The 14,304-nt window shown below is 33.9% G+C and carries 15 protein-coding genes; 3 read left to right on the forward strand and 12 right to left on the reverse strand.

Annotated features, from left to right (window positions below):
* Window positions 1–483: 483 nt before the first annotated feature.
* From CN946_RS12795 to CN946_RS12820, 6 genes are all read right to left on the reverse strand, one after another.
* Complete coding sequence (locus CN946_RS12795) at window positions 484–963, reverse strand: GlcG/HbpS family heme-binding protein (protein WP_088012216.1); 480 nt, start codon at window positions 961–963, stop codon at window positions 484–486.
* A 13-nt stretch (window positions 964–976) separates the two neighbouring features.
* Window positions 977–2,449 (reverse strand): aldehyde dehydrogenase family protein, encoded by a 1,473-nt coding sequence (locus CN946_RS12800; protein WP_098861466.1) that lies wholly within the window; start codon window positions 2,447–2,449, stop codon window positions 977–979.
* Between the two features lie 58 nt (window positions 2,450–2,507).
* Entirely contained in the window at window positions 2,508–3,236 is a 729-nt protein-coding gene (locus CN946_RS12805; protein WP_056471818.1) for an iron-containing redox enzyme family protein, read from the reverse strand.
* Window positions 3,237–3,457: 221 nt separating this feature from the next.
* Window positions 3,458–4,912: a hypothetical protein gene (locus CN946_RS12810; RefSeq protein ID WP_098861467.1), complete on the reverse strand. Its 1,455-nt coding sequence runs from the start codon at window positions 4,910–4,912 to the stop codon at window positions 3,458–3,460.
* 27 nt (window positions 4,913–4,939) lie between these two features.
* A complete protein-coding gene (locus CN946_RS12815) occupies window positions 4,940–5,710 on the reverse strand; it encodes a creatininase family protein (RefSeq protein WP_098861468.1) in 771 nt (256 codons plus the stop codon).
* A gap of 112 nt (window positions 5,711–5,822) precedes the next feature.
* Complete coding sequence (locus tag CN946_RS12820; RefSeq protein ID WP_098861469.1) at window positions 5,823–6,155, reverse strand: 2Fe-2S iron-sulfur cluster-binding protein; 333 nt, start codon at window positions 6,153–6,155, stop codon at window positions 5,823–5,825.
* A gap of 281 nt (window positions 6,156–6,436) precedes the next feature.
* Here CN946_RS12820 and CN946_RS12825 point away from each other — a divergent pair, with 281 nt between their 5' ends.
* Complete coding sequence (locus CN946_RS12825; protein ID WP_098861470.1) at window positions 6,437–6,772, forward strand: hypothetical protein; 336 nt, start codon at window positions 6,437–6,439, stop codon at window positions 6,770–6,772.
* A gap of 89 nt (window positions 6,773–6,861) precedes the next feature.
* Here the strand turns inward: CN946_RS12825 and CN946_RS12830 are convergent, their stop codons facing one another.
* Window positions 6,862–8,043 (reverse strand): hypothetical protein, encoded by a 1,182-nt coding sequence (locus CN946_RS12830; RefSeq protein WP_286133921.1) that lies wholly within the window; start codon window positions 8,041–8,043, stop codon window positions 6,862–6,864.
* Between the two features lie 643 nt (window positions 8,044–8,686).
* Here CN946_RS12830 and CN946_RS12835 point away from each other — a divergent pair.
* Window positions 8,687–8,842 (forward strand): DUF1540 domain-containing protein, encoded by a 156-nt coding sequence (locus tag CN946_RS12835; RefSeq protein WP_069033300.1) that lies wholly within the window; start codon window positions 8,687–8,689, stop codon window positions 8,840–8,842.
* Between the two features lie 136 nt (window positions 8,843–8,978).
* Here CN946_RS12835 and CN946_RS12840 read toward each other — a convergent pair whose 3' ends face one another.
* The 5 genes from CN946_RS12840 to CN946_RS12855 all read right to left on the reverse strand — a co-directional run bounded on the left by CN946_RS12840 (window position 8,979) and on the right by CN946_RS12855 (window position 11,759).
* Window positions 8,979–9,305 carry an antibiotic biosynthesis monooxygenase family protein gene (locus CN946_RS12840; RefSeq protein WP_098861472.1) on the reverse strand — a complete coding sequence of 109 codons (327 nt, stop codon included), beginning with the start codon at window positions 9,303–9,305 and terminating at the stop codon, window positions 8,979–8,981.
* A gap of 110 nt (window positions 9,306–9,415) precedes the next feature.
* A complete protein-coding gene (locus CN946_RS23490; RefSeq protein WP_176547316.1) occupies window positions 9,416–9,556 on the reverse strand; it encodes a hypothetical protein in 141 nt (46 codons plus the stop codon).
* Between the two features lie 117 nt (window positions 9,557–9,673).
* Complete coding sequence (locus CN946_RS12845) at window positions 9,674–10,837, reverse strand: MFS transporter (protein WP_098861473.1); 1,164 nt, start codon at window positions 10,835–10,837, stop codon at window positions 9,674–9,676.
* Between the two features lie 125 nt (window positions 10,838–10,962).
* Window positions 10,963–11,334, reverse strand: a complete 372-nt coding sequence (locus CN946_RS12850) for an ArsR/SmtB family transcription factor (RefSeq protein ID WP_098861474.1) — start codon at window positions 11,332–11,334, stop codon at window positions 10,963–10,965.
* The gene (locus CN946_RS12855) at window positions 11,334–11,759 is read right to left on the reverse strand and encodes an SRPBCC family protein (protein ID WP_098861475.1); all 426 of its coding nucleotides are present in this window, start codon (window positions 11,757–11,759) and stop codon (window positions 11,334–11,336) included. Before CN946_RS12855 ends, CN946_RS12850 begins: the two co-directional genes overlap by 1 nt.
* Window positions 11,760–12,172: 413 nt before the next feature.
* Between CN946_RS12855 and CN946_RS12860 the strand changes: the two genes are divergently transcribed.
* Window positions 12,173–14,272: a TerD family protein gene (locus CN946_RS12860; protein WP_098861476.1), complete on the forward strand. Its 2,100-nt coding sequence runs from the start codon at window positions 12,173–12,175 to the stop codon at window positions 14,270–14,272.
* The last annotated feature ends 32 nt before the right edge of the window (window positions 14,273–14,304 follow it).

Raw genomic sequence — 14,304 nt, forward strand, 5'->3', positions numbered from 1 at the left:
GCAAGTATCAATGTTTTATTCACATTATTAAGAGTTTGTTCAGTTCCACTTATCGAATCAGTTTTCAAATTACTCACCTCATGTATATATAAACACAATGAGTAATTTGCATTTAGAACAAATTGTGAAATTTTTATAAATTTAAATTAACTGTTGTTAACCTCCTAATTCTTGCCTATTTTAAAATAGTGTAACACCATTTTTTCAAAAGTAAATTAATATTTCTATTATATTATCTTTTATTAGACTAATCGAGTAGAAGTAATGAAATACCTACCTTTCATCCTTACACAAGGATCTTTGCTATGTAAATTATTCATAGTCCTTTGATCTCTATTATCTTTCTTTTATAAGTAAATCTTCTTATAGCTAACTACTTTTTTTGCCTTTAAATAAAAACTTTAATCCCAGTTAGTTTACTATTCAAATGTTTGTACACCAAAAAAGGCGATGTAGGATCAACACCTAACCGCCTCCAAAGTACTATTTTTTAATGTCTGCATCAGTAACAACTTCATAACCGTCATTTGAAAGAAACTCTTGCAATGCTTGTAAAGCAGCTGTTCCGACCGCTGTATCCTGCTCTCCATTTCCACCGCTGATCCCCACGCCACCAATGACTTCTCCATTTACTACAATTGGAAAACCGCCGACAAAGATTGCAAATTTTCCATTTAGCATATGTTGTATTCCAAATGCTTCATTGCCTGGTAGAGCTGGTCCGTTTGGTTCTGTATTAAATAAATGAGTCGAGCGTTTATGCCCTGCTGCTGTATATGCTTTAGCAATAGCAATTTCAGGACCTGTAATACGAGCACCATTCATTCGTTCAAGTGCAATGACATATCCTCCGTCATCTACAATTGCAATCGTCTCTGGAACGTTGATATCCTCAGATTTCTTCTTAGCAGCTTCAATCATTACCTTTGCTTCATCTAGTTCTAATTTTAAAATTTTTTTCATTTAAAACCCTCCTTTAGTAACCGATATAGACTGTTTTTATTTGTGTAAAGAATTCAAGTCCAACTCTGCCTGACTCGCGGAATGTAGAAGTACTAGAGCGTTTTACTCCACCAAATGGTGCATTCATCAAATTACCTGTCGTCGTGCGATTTACTTTAACTGTCCCTGCTTGAACATCTTTAGTAAATTGATGAGCGAGTTTCAAATTATTAGTAACAATCGATGCAGATAAACCATATTCAACATCGTTAGCAATTAAAACGGCTTCTTCATAGCTTTCTACTTCAATTACTCCAACAACCGGGCCGAAAATCTCTTCTTTAGCAATGCGCATATCGGGCTTTACATTCGTAAAGATCGCCGGTTCAATATAGTAGCCATTTTCGTAATGTCCATATGCAAGCTGTTGGCCTCCATATTCAAGAGTAGCCCCTTCTTCTTTACCAATACCTATATACTTCAGCACGTTTTTTAACTGCTTTTCATTTGCTAGAGGTCCAATAATGACACTTTCGTCAAAGCCGTCGCCAATTTTTAAAGCACTTGTTTTTTCTACTAATTTCTGCACAAATTGTTCCTTTACTTCCTTCATAACAATTACACGACTAGTGCCTGTACATGCTTGACCAGTAAGGTGAAAGCCTCCATTCACTGTTAAGTTAACTGCTAAGTCTACATCTGCGTCATCCATTACAATTAGAGGATTTTTTCCACCAAGCTCCATTTGCGTTCTTGTAGTAAAGGATGTGTTTTTATGAATATGTTCCCCGGCGCTAGTAGACCCAGTGAAAGTAACGCCTCGTATAGCAGGATGTTTAACTAAAATATCCCCGATATCGGATGAACTTCCTGTTACAAAATTGATTACACCTTTTGGTATGCCAGCTTCATGTAGCGCCTCAACGAGTCGAAATGCAATTAAAGGTGTATCAGATGAAGGCTTGAAAACAACTGTATTTCCAGTTATTAATGCCGGAGCAATTTTTCTTGATGGTATGGATAATGGGAAGTTCCATGGTGTAATGACTGAAATAACACCAAGAGGCTCCCTTTCTGTTGTGACTCTCATATTTGGATCATCATTCGGGAACGTTTCCCCAGTAAAGCTTTGTCCCTCTATTGCGTAATAACGAAGCGTTTCCGCTGAGCGAAGCACTTCCTGTTTGGCCGCGCTTATCACTTTTCCTTCTTCTCGTGTTAATTCTTCTGCTAGTTGTTCCACTCTCTGTTCAAGTATTGCTGCCGCCTTATTTAAAATGGCAGCTCGTTTAGAAGGTGGAGTTTGTGCCCATGCAGGGAAAGCCTGGCTTGCTGCATCAATTGCTTGTTTCACGTCTTGTTCTGTCGATGCTTGAAATGTGCCGACAATGTCTTCTTTATTAGAAGGATTAACGCTTTGGAACGTTTTATTATTTACAGACTCGACCCAACTTCCAGATATGTAATTTTTATAAGTTTCTAGTTTAGTAGTTAGCAAATTTATCATCCTTTCTGAACAAGATGGCAGTTCCCTAGACGGAAACTGCCATTTTATTTTCTAATTATTATGCTTGTACTAGAGCACCTAAATCTTTTTCAAGATATTCTCTCCATAAGCCATCCATATACATGCGGCGCATTTTTGCACCAGTACGAACTACTTCTAAGCAACGTTGTTGTAACTCAGGAGTATCAGCGTGATCAAGTACAATTTTGTATCCACGCTCTCCGTGAATTTCATCTGATACGATGTGTAAGTCGAAGAACTCAATTTCTTCATCTGTAAAGTTGTACTTCTCACGTAATGCTGGAGTTTGCTTACGATAAATGTCTGGAACTTGAGATTCAAGTCCTACAACCAAAGCTGCAGTTGCTACTACGAAGTTTTCACGTGCTGCAACCGCAAAACACCAACTTTGTAAACCTAGCGTTGTTGGAGCCATGTTATTAGGATCCAATACACGCTCACGAGTTGTTCCACAAGCTTCAGCAAATCGGATTAATAAATCTGTATGGCGATCGCCAGCGATCTCTTCTTCGTACATATTTTGTAATGTGAAATCTTTTGCATCTTCATATTTTGGTAAGTTTGGAGTGTTATGGTAGATATAAGCTAAATAATCTGCAAAAGGTCCAACATAATGGTAATGATTTTCAGCCCAGCGAGCGAAGTGACTACGCTCTAATTTTCCTTCAGCCCATGCTACAGTAAAAGGTGCTTTTTGGCTGTGGTTCCCTTTAATCGCTTCTTCTAACTCCTTACGAAACTCATCTTTAGATAATAATCTAGTCATCCAAACTCCTCCTCCAATATGTTTATGTAGTTTAATAGTTTAGTTAAACAATCGAAGTATACCAAACCACTTAAAACACCTATAAAAGCTACTAAATTACGAGGTATTTATTTGTATTTTGTATTTGGTATACCAACTAACCTTATAGTAACCCATTGTTTTTTGTTTGTAAATACATTTTTATTAAATTTTCTAACTTTTCTAAATTTTAAAGAGGTGCTCTACCATATAACGAGAGCGACAATGGTAGAGACTATTAATCCTGTAGCAACAGGAAGTAAGTTTTTCCTAGCTAACTCTAAAACATTCACTCCACAAAAACTAGCAACCGCTACCAATGATGACCACGCAATTAGCGTTCCACCACCTGTCCAAACAGATCCCATTTGCCCGATAGCCCCTAGCGTTCCAGGATCCATTCCAACACCTGGAGCCAATGCTCCTGATAAAGCTCCCACTAGCGGTAATCCAGAAAACCCTGAACCTTCTAACCCAGTAATCGCTCCAGTAATTAATAGACCAAACGCCGTTAAAACCGAATTATGTGGAATGATAGATTGACCAGCCTGAACTAAATCAACTAAGAATGCTGGCTTTGCTACATTTTCTCCTAAAGAAAAAATGGTACCACTAAAGTCCGAACTGCCTAAGAAGAAGAATGCTGCAATCGGAATAACTGGTCCCATTGCACGAAATGCAAATACGAATCCTTCTGTAATATGCTCACTAATTTTATCAAGAGCTTGTAAACGACGGAACGCTACACATGTTACTACTAACAACATAGTCGCAACACCACCGATAAATGCTGCACCGTCTCCTCCTTCAAAACCACTCATTTTACCATTACCAATTTTCGTTGAAAACATAAATATGATAACTGCTAGTAGTGATAGTGGGACTAATACAGCAAAGATTTTCCCCCACTTTTCACGCTCTCTATCATCCAAAGTAGCTTCTGTTGCAGCAGCTATTTCATTTGCGGAAGAGTTTTTGTTTACAAGTGACTGTAAATTTTGCAATGAAGCTTCACTTTCTGATTTACCGATTGATTTGCGTTGAGTAAAGTACGTAATCGTGATTGCAACTCCCCCTGTAATTAAAGAGAGAATCATGACCTTACCTGACACAGCTGATGTTTGAATACCTGCTGATTTTGCAGTAAGCATTGGAGCGATCTGCATAATATAATCTGAAGATAATGCCATACCTTGTCCTGCAATTGAAACAACCATGGCACAAGCAATTGGCGATAAACCAGCACGAATAGCCGCAGGTACTAATAACGTACAAATAAGCGGAACAGCAGGAGTAGGCCAGAAGAATAAAGAAATGACGTATGTGACGACTAATAGGACAGCAAAAGCAATATGTCCGTTTTTCATTACCTTTTGCATCGGAGCAATCATTCTTTCATCTGCACCAGTATCTTTTAAGGAATGTAATAATGCCACCATAAAAGTGATGATTAAAAAGATGGTAAATAGCTCCTTTGCTGCTACAAGATTTGCATTGAACAACGCTTGAAATCCACCAACCACTGATCCTTTATAAGCAATAGAAACTAGAAAGGTTCCAATGATGGTAGGCAATACAACCCCTTTTCGAAACAGCATAGTCACAATTACAACAAGTGTCATGATACCATAAAGCCAGTGAGCAACAGTTAAATCCATAAACCCCACCCTCTCATTTATAGGTACTTACAACTTACATTCTTCTTCTAGATGTAATAACTTTTGGAGTTCGTTTGAAAGGTTTTCGAGTGCTTCACTTACAATCTTTTCCCCTATTTCATAACTTGCTTTCGTTGCATCCCCAATGCAACCATTAGTCGTCATCTCTTCGTATCGATAAAAACCTTGAATAGCATTACCAGGTCGTAGCTTCTTCCATCTACCTTCGTTTTGGATGCTTCCTTTAGTAATTTTATTAGGTCTAATTAAGTGAGGAGCCAAGTAAAGTGCTTCTGACACTTCTCGTTCACAGCTGTGACCGAACAATGGCGAGTGAATAGATTCTGAGATTGAAAGTTTGGCAGATGCAGTCGTTTTAGCATAATAGATTTCTGAGCCTAGCTCTTCTGACAACATGGTGCAAGCAACATTTAAAGTTGACTGATTGCCACCGTGAGAGTTTAATAATAAAAATTTTTGAATACCATGATGTTTAAGAGATCCAATCATATCTTTTAAAATGGCTATAAGCGTAGTCGGTTGCAATGAAATGGTTCCTGGAAAGTTTAAATGATGGTGCGAGACTCCCATATTGACAGTAGGCGTTACAATTACATGAGGATACATTTTTTCAGCTAATTTTTCAGCCATTTTCTCAGCTAGTACAGCATCACAGCTTTCAACCATGTGAGGGCCATGCTGTTCGTGTGCACCAATTGGTATTATTGCTAGTTTTACAGTATGTAGTGCATCCTTTACTTCTTCCCACGTCATCTCAGTTAATAAATATGATTTCATATTTTCACCCCCTTTCATAGTTGTATCCGCTTACAAAACCTTCAACTTTCGTCCTATGAATTCAACCTTTAAATTAAAGAGGTATTTTGTATACCTAGATGATGCAAAAAAATTACTGTGCATTTACTGACTTTGCAACTTTCGGTATTGGGGCGTTTATATTTTCTTGTGAAATGACAATATCATCTTTGATCGTTAACTGACAGCATAATCGAATGCCTTCCTCAACCTTTTCACCTAGCATTTTCTGCTCTTTCCAGTTTGGCGGATCAAGCTTTTCTGCTCCTTCTAGCACTCTACATGCACATTTTGTACATTTACCCATCCCGCACCCGTATTTCAGTTTCGGGAATTGTCGGATGCCTGCCAACACTACTAAATTCGCGTGATTACGCACTTCTTGCTCAATAATTTCTCCTTCTACATGCAAGCGTACTTTTGGCATATGTATCCCTCCAATGTAATTTTCTTAAAATTTAAAAAATTTAATCTGATTATAATTCGAATTTTTTAGAAAGTAAATACTATTATTTATTTGGAAATCTTTAACATTAATTGTTTTGTCTATTCAAAAAAACTTTTTATTATAACCGTTCATCGTTTTTATTAAAAATTCAGAAAATTATATTGATTAATATTTTTTTCTGTATTACACTATGAATAGAAATTTGGTATACAAAATACCTTATGCTCAATACTACATAATTAGATGAGGAGTGTGCAAAGATGGGTAAGTATATTGTTTTGACGAATAAAGACACGTTTCAAACTATTGTAGATAACGAGGGATTAAAGGCAATCGAAACATACCACTTCTACTTTTTTAACGAACTAAAAGCTAAATATACAATTGCCGAAGTGTTAGACAACAATATTAAAATTAAACTTTACGAAAAGTATGAAGGAAAAGAATACGTGAATGATATTCGCGTAAAGTTCTTTGAGACATTTGAAACGATTGAAGCAGCACAAGAAGAGCTATACGAAATAGTAAAAGCTCAAGGAAACAGCGAGGACTCCCAGCATTCAAAATTAGTGAAGTCGGACGTACTAACTGTATAGATTACATAGAAATAGCACTGTTTCAGTGCTATTTCTTAATTTTACAAATAAAAAAAGACAACTATCATAATGTTGTCCCTTCGATTCCTCTATATAAGCCACTCTAAACCAAACAAATAAAACATAACAATTAGTAAATAACCAATTGTATATGGAATATTCCAATTCGATACTTTAAAAGAGCTCTCTTTTACGATGCTCGACATTAGTCCGATTGTTGCATTATATGGACCTACTAAAAACGCAGAAATGGCTCCGGCAAGTAATGACACCGTTAAAATATACGGTGAAATACCTAAGCTTTGTGGATCAAGCGCTTCAGCCATTAACGTCAAGGTTACTGCTGGATGTAATCCTGAAAACGCAAATGCTAACGGAATTAATGGTAATAGAATTAAAAATACCTCTGGTCCTACAATATCTTTAAAATGAGTGACTGCTATATTGACAGTTTCATTTATATTCGTACCTTTTACAACGGAAATAAAAAAACCAGCTGACAAAAAGATAAAAAATTGGTCTTTCATTTTAAAGGAATAGGAATAAAAATATTCCTTTAAACTATGTAAAAATACTTTTTGTTGCTTAATAAGAACAGACCAACCAAGAGCAAATGGAATTACTAGAATTGATACGATAATAACAAAAGAATACGAAAAAAGATGTTCTGCAAATGAAATAATGAGATTGAATAGAATAATAGCTATGAAAATATGAAAAACTCTTCTTTGAGGAACTACATCTTCAAGTGAAGCAGCAGTTTCATCTTTTACTAAATCATTTCTAAGTCCTTTCGTAACACTTTTCCGTGAATTCCTTGATGCCAATACCCAATCTAACACAATCCCCAATATACTTAACGGTAATACATATGGCAAAATAGATACCCATCTTACCCCAGTTACGCCAATTACAATACCTACGATTGGTGTAATAGGAGCCCATAGTAGAGGCATCGCAAATCCATGTGTAATTGCTCGACTCATAAAACGATCTTCTTTTTTTATAGAAAAAAGACTTAAGGATGGTTGAATAGAATAGTAAGTCATTGGTAGAGTTGCCAAGTTCATAAACATACTTAAAAAGTAAGATATTCCTGATGTCATTATGTACAACTGACCAGATGTGTTTACTTTCTTTTGTATGATCGTTTGTATGCCTTTTGCATATCCTCCCAATTTAACCGGAAAACCTAATATTGGAATTACTGCAAACATAGTAAGCAAATCCAGCATTGGACCGAAAGAAAGGATATATTCTTTTATACTCATATTGCTTCTCCAAAGAAGAATCAATCCTATAAGTAAAAAAATACTCCCTATTGTTCTAACGAGCGATTTAACTGTAAACATCGTATAAAGAACAATAAAGGCACATAAAGAAGAAATAAAAAATTGTAAATCCCAATGGAACAAAGAGGAAAATAAATATAAAAAAATTACTAATCCAAACACATACTTCAACATTGTATCACCATCCTCTCTTCAACTTTGGTATACCAAAAGATATTAATTAGTATATTTTACAAGAAATTATACCATAAATAACTAGTTTTGGTATACAATTTTATCCTTTTCTATTTTCCATTGAAGAGATAGGTATAAGTTATAGGTAAATATATGTTGAGCTTTTACTTTAATAAGTTGTTTCTTATTAAATTACTTTAACTTTATAAAATTAAATAATTACTTAAATAATCATTATCTGGTTTTAATGTTATTATATTCAAATTCCATTTTGTTTAACCAAGTTAAAGGAGTGCATAATTTTAAAAACCTTATCGCATTTAGATAAGGTTTTTAAATTGCCTTTTTAGAGTTTCTCACTTGAATTAATTTACATTAAAAAAAGAGAGAATGGATGTATCAATCCCTTTATTAATGTAAATGATAAAATTAAGGGAGGTGTCTTATAATGGCAAAAGATGTACTTTGCGAAGTTGATAACTGTAAATTTTGGGCTTCTGGAAACAAATGTAGTGCGGATTCCATTTATGTTGTGAGCCATAAAGGGAAACAAGCTAAAAACAATGCTGAAACAGATTGTAAAACATTTGAAGCTGGAATGTAATTGTCTTAAGGGTAACCTAATTAGAAGGTTGCCCTTTCTTATATATAGTATTGATAATAACTATCATTTTCATTCAAATTTATTCCAATTATTTAATATTTTTTACAACTAAACCACTAATCATTTTATTAAATGACTACATTTCAAAAAAATTATCCCTTTCAACTTTACACACTCTTAATGCGAAGGATTCATACCAGTCTTTTTTTCCACGTTCTTGAGCAACTTTGTGAGCTGCGTGCTCTTTCCATATCTTAATGGCATCTAATGACTCCCAATATGAAACTGTTATCCCCATTTCATGATCACGAGCGCTTTCTACTCCTAGAAATCCCTGTTGACTCGATGCTAATTCAACCATTTTTTCAGACATCTTACTATACCCATTATCTCCATCCGTTCTTTTAGAACAAAAAATTACAGCATAATATGGAGGATTAGGCGTTTTTGCAAATGAACTCATTTTTATACCTCCTTCTTCTATTAATCATATTTGATGAAAGAGTTAAATAACATAGTCAAATTCAAAAAGTGTAAATAAAAAAGCGATACTCAAGGTATCGCTTTCAAATATTACTCAAAAATATAAGGATTACCGCTTAAGTTACTTCTCATTTCTTCTGTTATTACTTGAATATCCTCTTGTTGAGAGTTTTGTTCAAATACTTCATTATTAATTCCACTACCATCATAATGCGCCGGTTTATTTTCCATTAAAATCACCTTCTAATTTATATTAGTTTTATGTCGTAAAACTTCATTATTAGAATAACCAATTCTGAAAAATAAATTATAAAAACGATGCAATAAAAAACGCATCGTTTCATTTTTTTATATTAATTTAGTCTCATTCACTTTATTTGTTAAAACAAAAGAATAAATCGAAGAAAGTAAAGCAAAAATAACAATAATTCCTCCTACTAAAGCGTTCATTGTTACTGCATATTGAGTAATTAGGATCCCACCTAAACTTGAACCTAAAGCAATTCCTGTATGAGAAAAAGAGTTATTTAATCCGACTTGAATATCAGCCGAATCTTTTGCCACCCTCGCTAGACTATCTTGAACTGCTGGACTAATTGACCAAGATACAGTTCCCCAAAGAACAACTATAATAAATAAACTAATAATTGAACTAGGAGCGAATGTTAAAGTTAAAATAGAAAGAGCTAATAACCCTAAATTAAACACTAATGTTTTACTTCCACCAAATTTATCAGTAGACCAACCACCTAACCATCCACCTAAAATTCCTGCCATGCCAAAAACTAGTAAAACAATACTGATCATGTTAGTAGATAATCCCATCGTTTTCATTAAGTATGGTGTAAAGTAAGTATAAATTGTAAAATGCCCTGTTAATTGTAAAAAAGAAATTAGTTGAATCGATAAAATACGTTTATTTTTAAGTGTTGCTACTTGCTTAATCAATGGGATTGTAGGCTGGCCTTTAACTTTCGGTAAGAATTTATAAATCCCTAACATAGCCAGTAAGCTTAATAAACCGACTAAAACAAATGTCATTCTCCAACCGAAGTTTTCACCGATCACTGTACCCAATGGGACACCAAAAACTAGAGATGAACTAATCCCCATAAAAATAATGCCAATTGCTCTACCTCTAATTTCAGGCGAAACGATGTTTGTTGCAGTCGTTATTGAAACAACAATTACAACCGAGCAACTTGCTGCAAGTATAATACGTGCGATTAATAATACAGCGAAATTAGGACTAATGATGGAAAGAATATTTCCAAAGAAAAATACAGCTAATGCGATTAATAGTAATTTTTTACGTTCTATTTTTGAAGTGATCGCTATAAAAATAGGAGCCCCAAAAGCAAATACTACTGAAAAAATTGAAACTAATTGCCCAACCGCACCAACTGAAACATGTAAATCCCCTGCAATCATTGACAGTAAACCTGTGATAATAAACTCAACGGTTCCTGCGACAAATGTTGCAATAGCTAAAATATATATACTTTTATGCATTGCTTAACTCCCCAAGTATGAAACTATTTATTCATAATAATTTTTTGCCACATTAGTTTATTATATAGATATAACTAAAAATGTCTATGCAAAAAAAACGAACCCACTTTAGATTCGTTTTGAAATTACTCTTCATTATTGTCCATATTTAATTTAACTACTTTTATACTTTGATCTTCTTTATTTTCAACTAGATGTTGTAAGATGGATAATTTATTTGCCCAAAATTGCTCGTAATATGATAACCATTGTTTAATCTCTAAAAATGCTTCTGGCTGTAGTCTGTATCTTCTTTCTCTGCCAACTTTTCTTCCACTAATTAATTCAGCTTCTGAAAGGATATGGAGATGTTTTGCAATTGCTGTTCGACTCATTGGAAAATTATTTGATATCTCTGAAATCGGCAATTCATTATTAGCTAATAATTTAAGTACTTCTCTTCTAGTAGGATCGGCTATCGCTTGAAATACGTCATATTTTTGTGCAGAACTAGACACTAGTTTTCAACAACCTTTTTAAGCTTCTGAACAATACCAGACCAACCGCCATTCATATTGTCGCGTACTATACCACTTTTTTGGTTTGGTTTTGGAAGAATTTCATCAGCAGTTTTCCATCCACTATGAATTAACGTAAATTCAGTTTGATCCCCTAAATCTTTTAAATTAAATGATACTACCCATCCATCAATATCCCAAGTAAACGATACTCGATTTGGTTCATCAATTTCTAATACTTTACAAGGTGATGGACCGAATGGACCTTGCAAATGAAACTCGTGACCTACGACTGGTTTAAAGTCATTTGGCATGAACCATGCAGATATACCTTCCGATGTTGATACGACCTCCCAGACTTTTTGAATAGGTGCATTATATATAAGAGTTTGTTTAATATCTTCAACTTGGTTTTGTACGCCCATTTCAATCCTTCTTTCTAGTGAATATAAAACCTTTTGGTTATATTTGAAATTATATACAACCATTTGGTTTTATGTCAATCTAATTTTACGTACTTATATTTTCCTTAAGTTATTAAATTATTATAAATTGAAAAACCGCCATACATTATGAATTTCCTTTAACAACAAGAAAATGTTATCTGTTGCAAAACGCTTTCATACATACTAAACTAGTATAACAGGCTATGACTCAGCTTCCTTCTACATTCACTGATTAGAGCGTCTAGCGAGTCTCTTTCCTGTATTCCTTATCAGAATTGATAAGGTTACGAGGCTATATTGAATCTTCCTTCTATTAGGTTTGTACTCTAAGTACTTTTTCTAGATTCAATCATTTCCTCGTTTTTTTTTATTATAAAATTTGGAGGCCATACATGAACCAAACAAACATCCTTTTCCGAAGAAAAAATTCCCTCTATATCGAAAAACAAGAAAACAACCTCTCAAATCCATTACTGGCAACAGCCTTGAAGCAACTTGAAGCTTTCGGTTACACTTTTTCACTTGAGCTTATAGAAATTTTGCAAACATGGAATGATCAAGAATTTATTGCTTGGTTTATTGATTTCAAGGAAATTATTACTCACGAATTAGGCTATGACGTTGACCACATTCCTTTTTACAAAAATTTCCCTAATGACGTAATGAAAATTGATGAAGCTAAAATTTATATGAACAGCTTATTGTACTATATATTTAATATTCAGCCACTTACCCTTATTCAAAATCGACCATCACTTAGAAATAAAAAAGACCTAAAAATAATTAATCTTGCAAAACAAGATGATTTAAATCAAATTATTAAAAGATTAATTGATAGTACTGGTTCTTTTAAATCCCAAGACATTGAGGATATTCAATTTATACTTTTAACTCAAAATAAACCACTAAACTTATTACCAGAACTATTTTTATCAAAAGAAAAAATGGTTATCGTACTGAAGCTATTGTATCAATCTAAAAAAATAAACGCTAATGAAATCGCAAATTATTTAAAAACGGCAACAGATGTTTTACGCTTTTGTGTTGCATTAAGTGATGGCGATCCTTCTTTAAGCATGAATACTAAATTTATCTCATTTAGTAGAAAAGATCGTAAATTAGTACTTTCATTATTAAATGAAATCCCTCATGCAATTGAAGAAATGGTTAAAAGACGAAACGTATGGATAAGAATTGGAGAAAAACTACATCCTGGTGAATATTCGAAGCGTTTTCCTCATGCTGAAAATTTATTCAGTATACTTAGAAACGAAAAACAAGTAAGTACATACCAAAGTAAAATTACTAAATACTTAAGTGAAAAAAATCTCACTCAATTAACAAGTGAATTAATAAAACGTCCTGGAGAGTTTGCTAGAAAACTAGATTTTGTTTTGCGTTCATTTACTGAAAAAAATGACCAACAATATATTGTTTCACAGTTTTCAATCGTTTGTAAGGATGTGTCAACTCCGGTTCTATTGAGTCTATGGAATCATTTTAATAAACGTAATGATGAGAGAAGAATTCGCACCTTTTTTCCTAAAGGAAATATTGCGAAACTCTATGCAATTGAAAATAAAATAACAAAACTTAGTGAAGTTATAATCGATGCTGTTTTAAATGTTGTTAAAAAAACTTTGTCCGTACGTTTTTCTGTTAAAGAATCTCTTGGCAAAGTATGGTTAGATGAATCCTATCGTAACTTTACCTTACCTAATGGATTGCGTTCGGCAAGTAAGTCACTTAGAACAATTCCACGGGGTTCCCATATTCCGATTGGTGAAGGTGATATTATTAGATTCTTTCTTTATTGGAAAGAAGGAGATGTAAATGGAGTACATACCGGAACTGTAGATATTGATTTAAGTGCAGTTTTTTACGATGATAATTTTAATTATATAAGTGATATCTCTTACTATGAGCTAAAAAGTAAACGGCTTAAATGTTATCACAGTGGTGATTTCACAAGTGCTCCTAAAGGGGCTAGTGAGTTCATAGATTGCCATATTCCTACTCTTAAAAATAATGGGATTCGTTATGTTGTATTAAGTGTAAATAGTTATTCAGATCATTCATTTTGTAATTTACCTAGTTGTTTTGCTGGATGGATGCTACGAGACGATTTTAAGTCTGGTAAGGTCTTTGAGCCTAGTACTGTAATGGATCGCTTCGATCTAGCAAATGATCAAAAAATAAGTATTCCACTAATTTTTGACACTTTCGAACAGAAAGTTATTTGGTGTGATTTAGGTTTACAAGACAATATTGAGTACTATAACAACGCAAAAAGCAATTCGAATAGTTTAGCAATACTAACTGAAGCTATGACTGAAAAGAATAGTATTTCTCTTTATGAACTATTAGAGTTACATGCTATTGCCCGTGGTGAACTTGTATCAAATAAAAATGAAGCAGATACAGTGTTTTCATTCAATGAAGAAGTTACACCATACCGTTATGATTTAATAGTAAGTGAGTTTATGAGCTAAGTTTTATCCCCTAGACAATATAATAAAGTCTG

This window comes from Bacillus sp. AFS053548 (assembly GCF_002575105.1).
Lineage (GTDB): Bacteria > Bacillota > Bacilli > Bacillales > Bacillaceae_G > Gottfriedia.

Excerpts from the sequence above, each read along its gene's own strand:
- CN946_RS12860 (WP_098861476.1), top strand. The coding sequence starts at position 12,173 with ATGAACCAAACAAACATCCTTTTCCGAAGAAAAAATTCCCTCTATATC.
- CN946_RS23490 (WP_176547316.1), bottom strand. The coding sequence starts at position 9,556 with ATGGAAAATAAACCGGCGCATTATGATGGTAGTGGAATTAATAATGAA.
- CN946_RS12815 (WP_098861468.1), bottom strand. The coding sequence starts at position 5,710 with ATGAAATCATATTTATTAACTGAGATGACGTGGGAAGAAGTAAAGGAT.
- CN946_RS12845 (WP_098861473.1), bottom strand. The coding sequence starts at position 10,837 with ATGCATAAAAGTATATATATTTTAGCTATTGCAACATTTGTCGCAGGA.
- CN946_RS12820 (WP_098861469.1), bottom strand. The coding sequence starts at position 6,155 with ATGCCAAAAGTACGCTTGCATGTAGAAGGAGAAATTATTGAGCAAGAA.
- CN946_RS12840 (WP_098861472.1), bottom strand. The coding sequence starts at position 9,305 with ATGAGTTCATTTGCAAAAACGCCTAATCCTCCATATTATGCTGTAATT.
- CN946_RS12810 (WP_098861467.1), bottom strand. The coding sequence starts at position 4,912 with ATGGATTTAACTGTTGCTCACTGGCTTTATGGTATCATGACACTTGTT.
- CN946_RS12835 (WP_069033300.1), top strand. The coding sequence starts at position 8,687 with ATGGCAAAAGATGTACTTTGCGAAGTTGATAACTGTAAATTTTGGGCT.
- CN946_RS12805 (WP_056471818.1), bottom strand. The coding sequence starts at position 3,236 with ATGACTAGATTATTATCTAAAGATGAGTTTCGTAAGGAGTTAGAAGAA.
- CN946_RS12795 (WP_088012216.1), bottom strand. The coding sequence starts at position 963 with ATGAAAAAAATTTTAAAATTAGAACTAGATGAAGCAAAGGTAATGATT.
- CN946_RS12855 (WP_098861475.1), bottom strand. The coding sequence starts at position 11,759 with ATGGGCGTACAAAACCAAGTTGAAGATATTAAACAAACTCTTATATAT.
- CN946_RS12800 (WP_098861466.1), bottom strand. The coding sequence starts at position 2,449 with ATGATAAATTTGCTAACTACTAAACTAGAAACTTATAAAAATTACATA.
- CN946_RS12830 (WP_286133921.1), bottom strand. The coding sequence starts at position 8,043 with ATGAGTATAAAAGAATATATCCTTTCTTTCGGTCCAATGCTGGATTTG.
- CN946_RS12825 (WP_098861470.1), top strand. The coding sequence starts at position 6,437 with ATGGGTAAGTATATTGTTTTGACGAATAAAGACACGTTTCAAACTATT.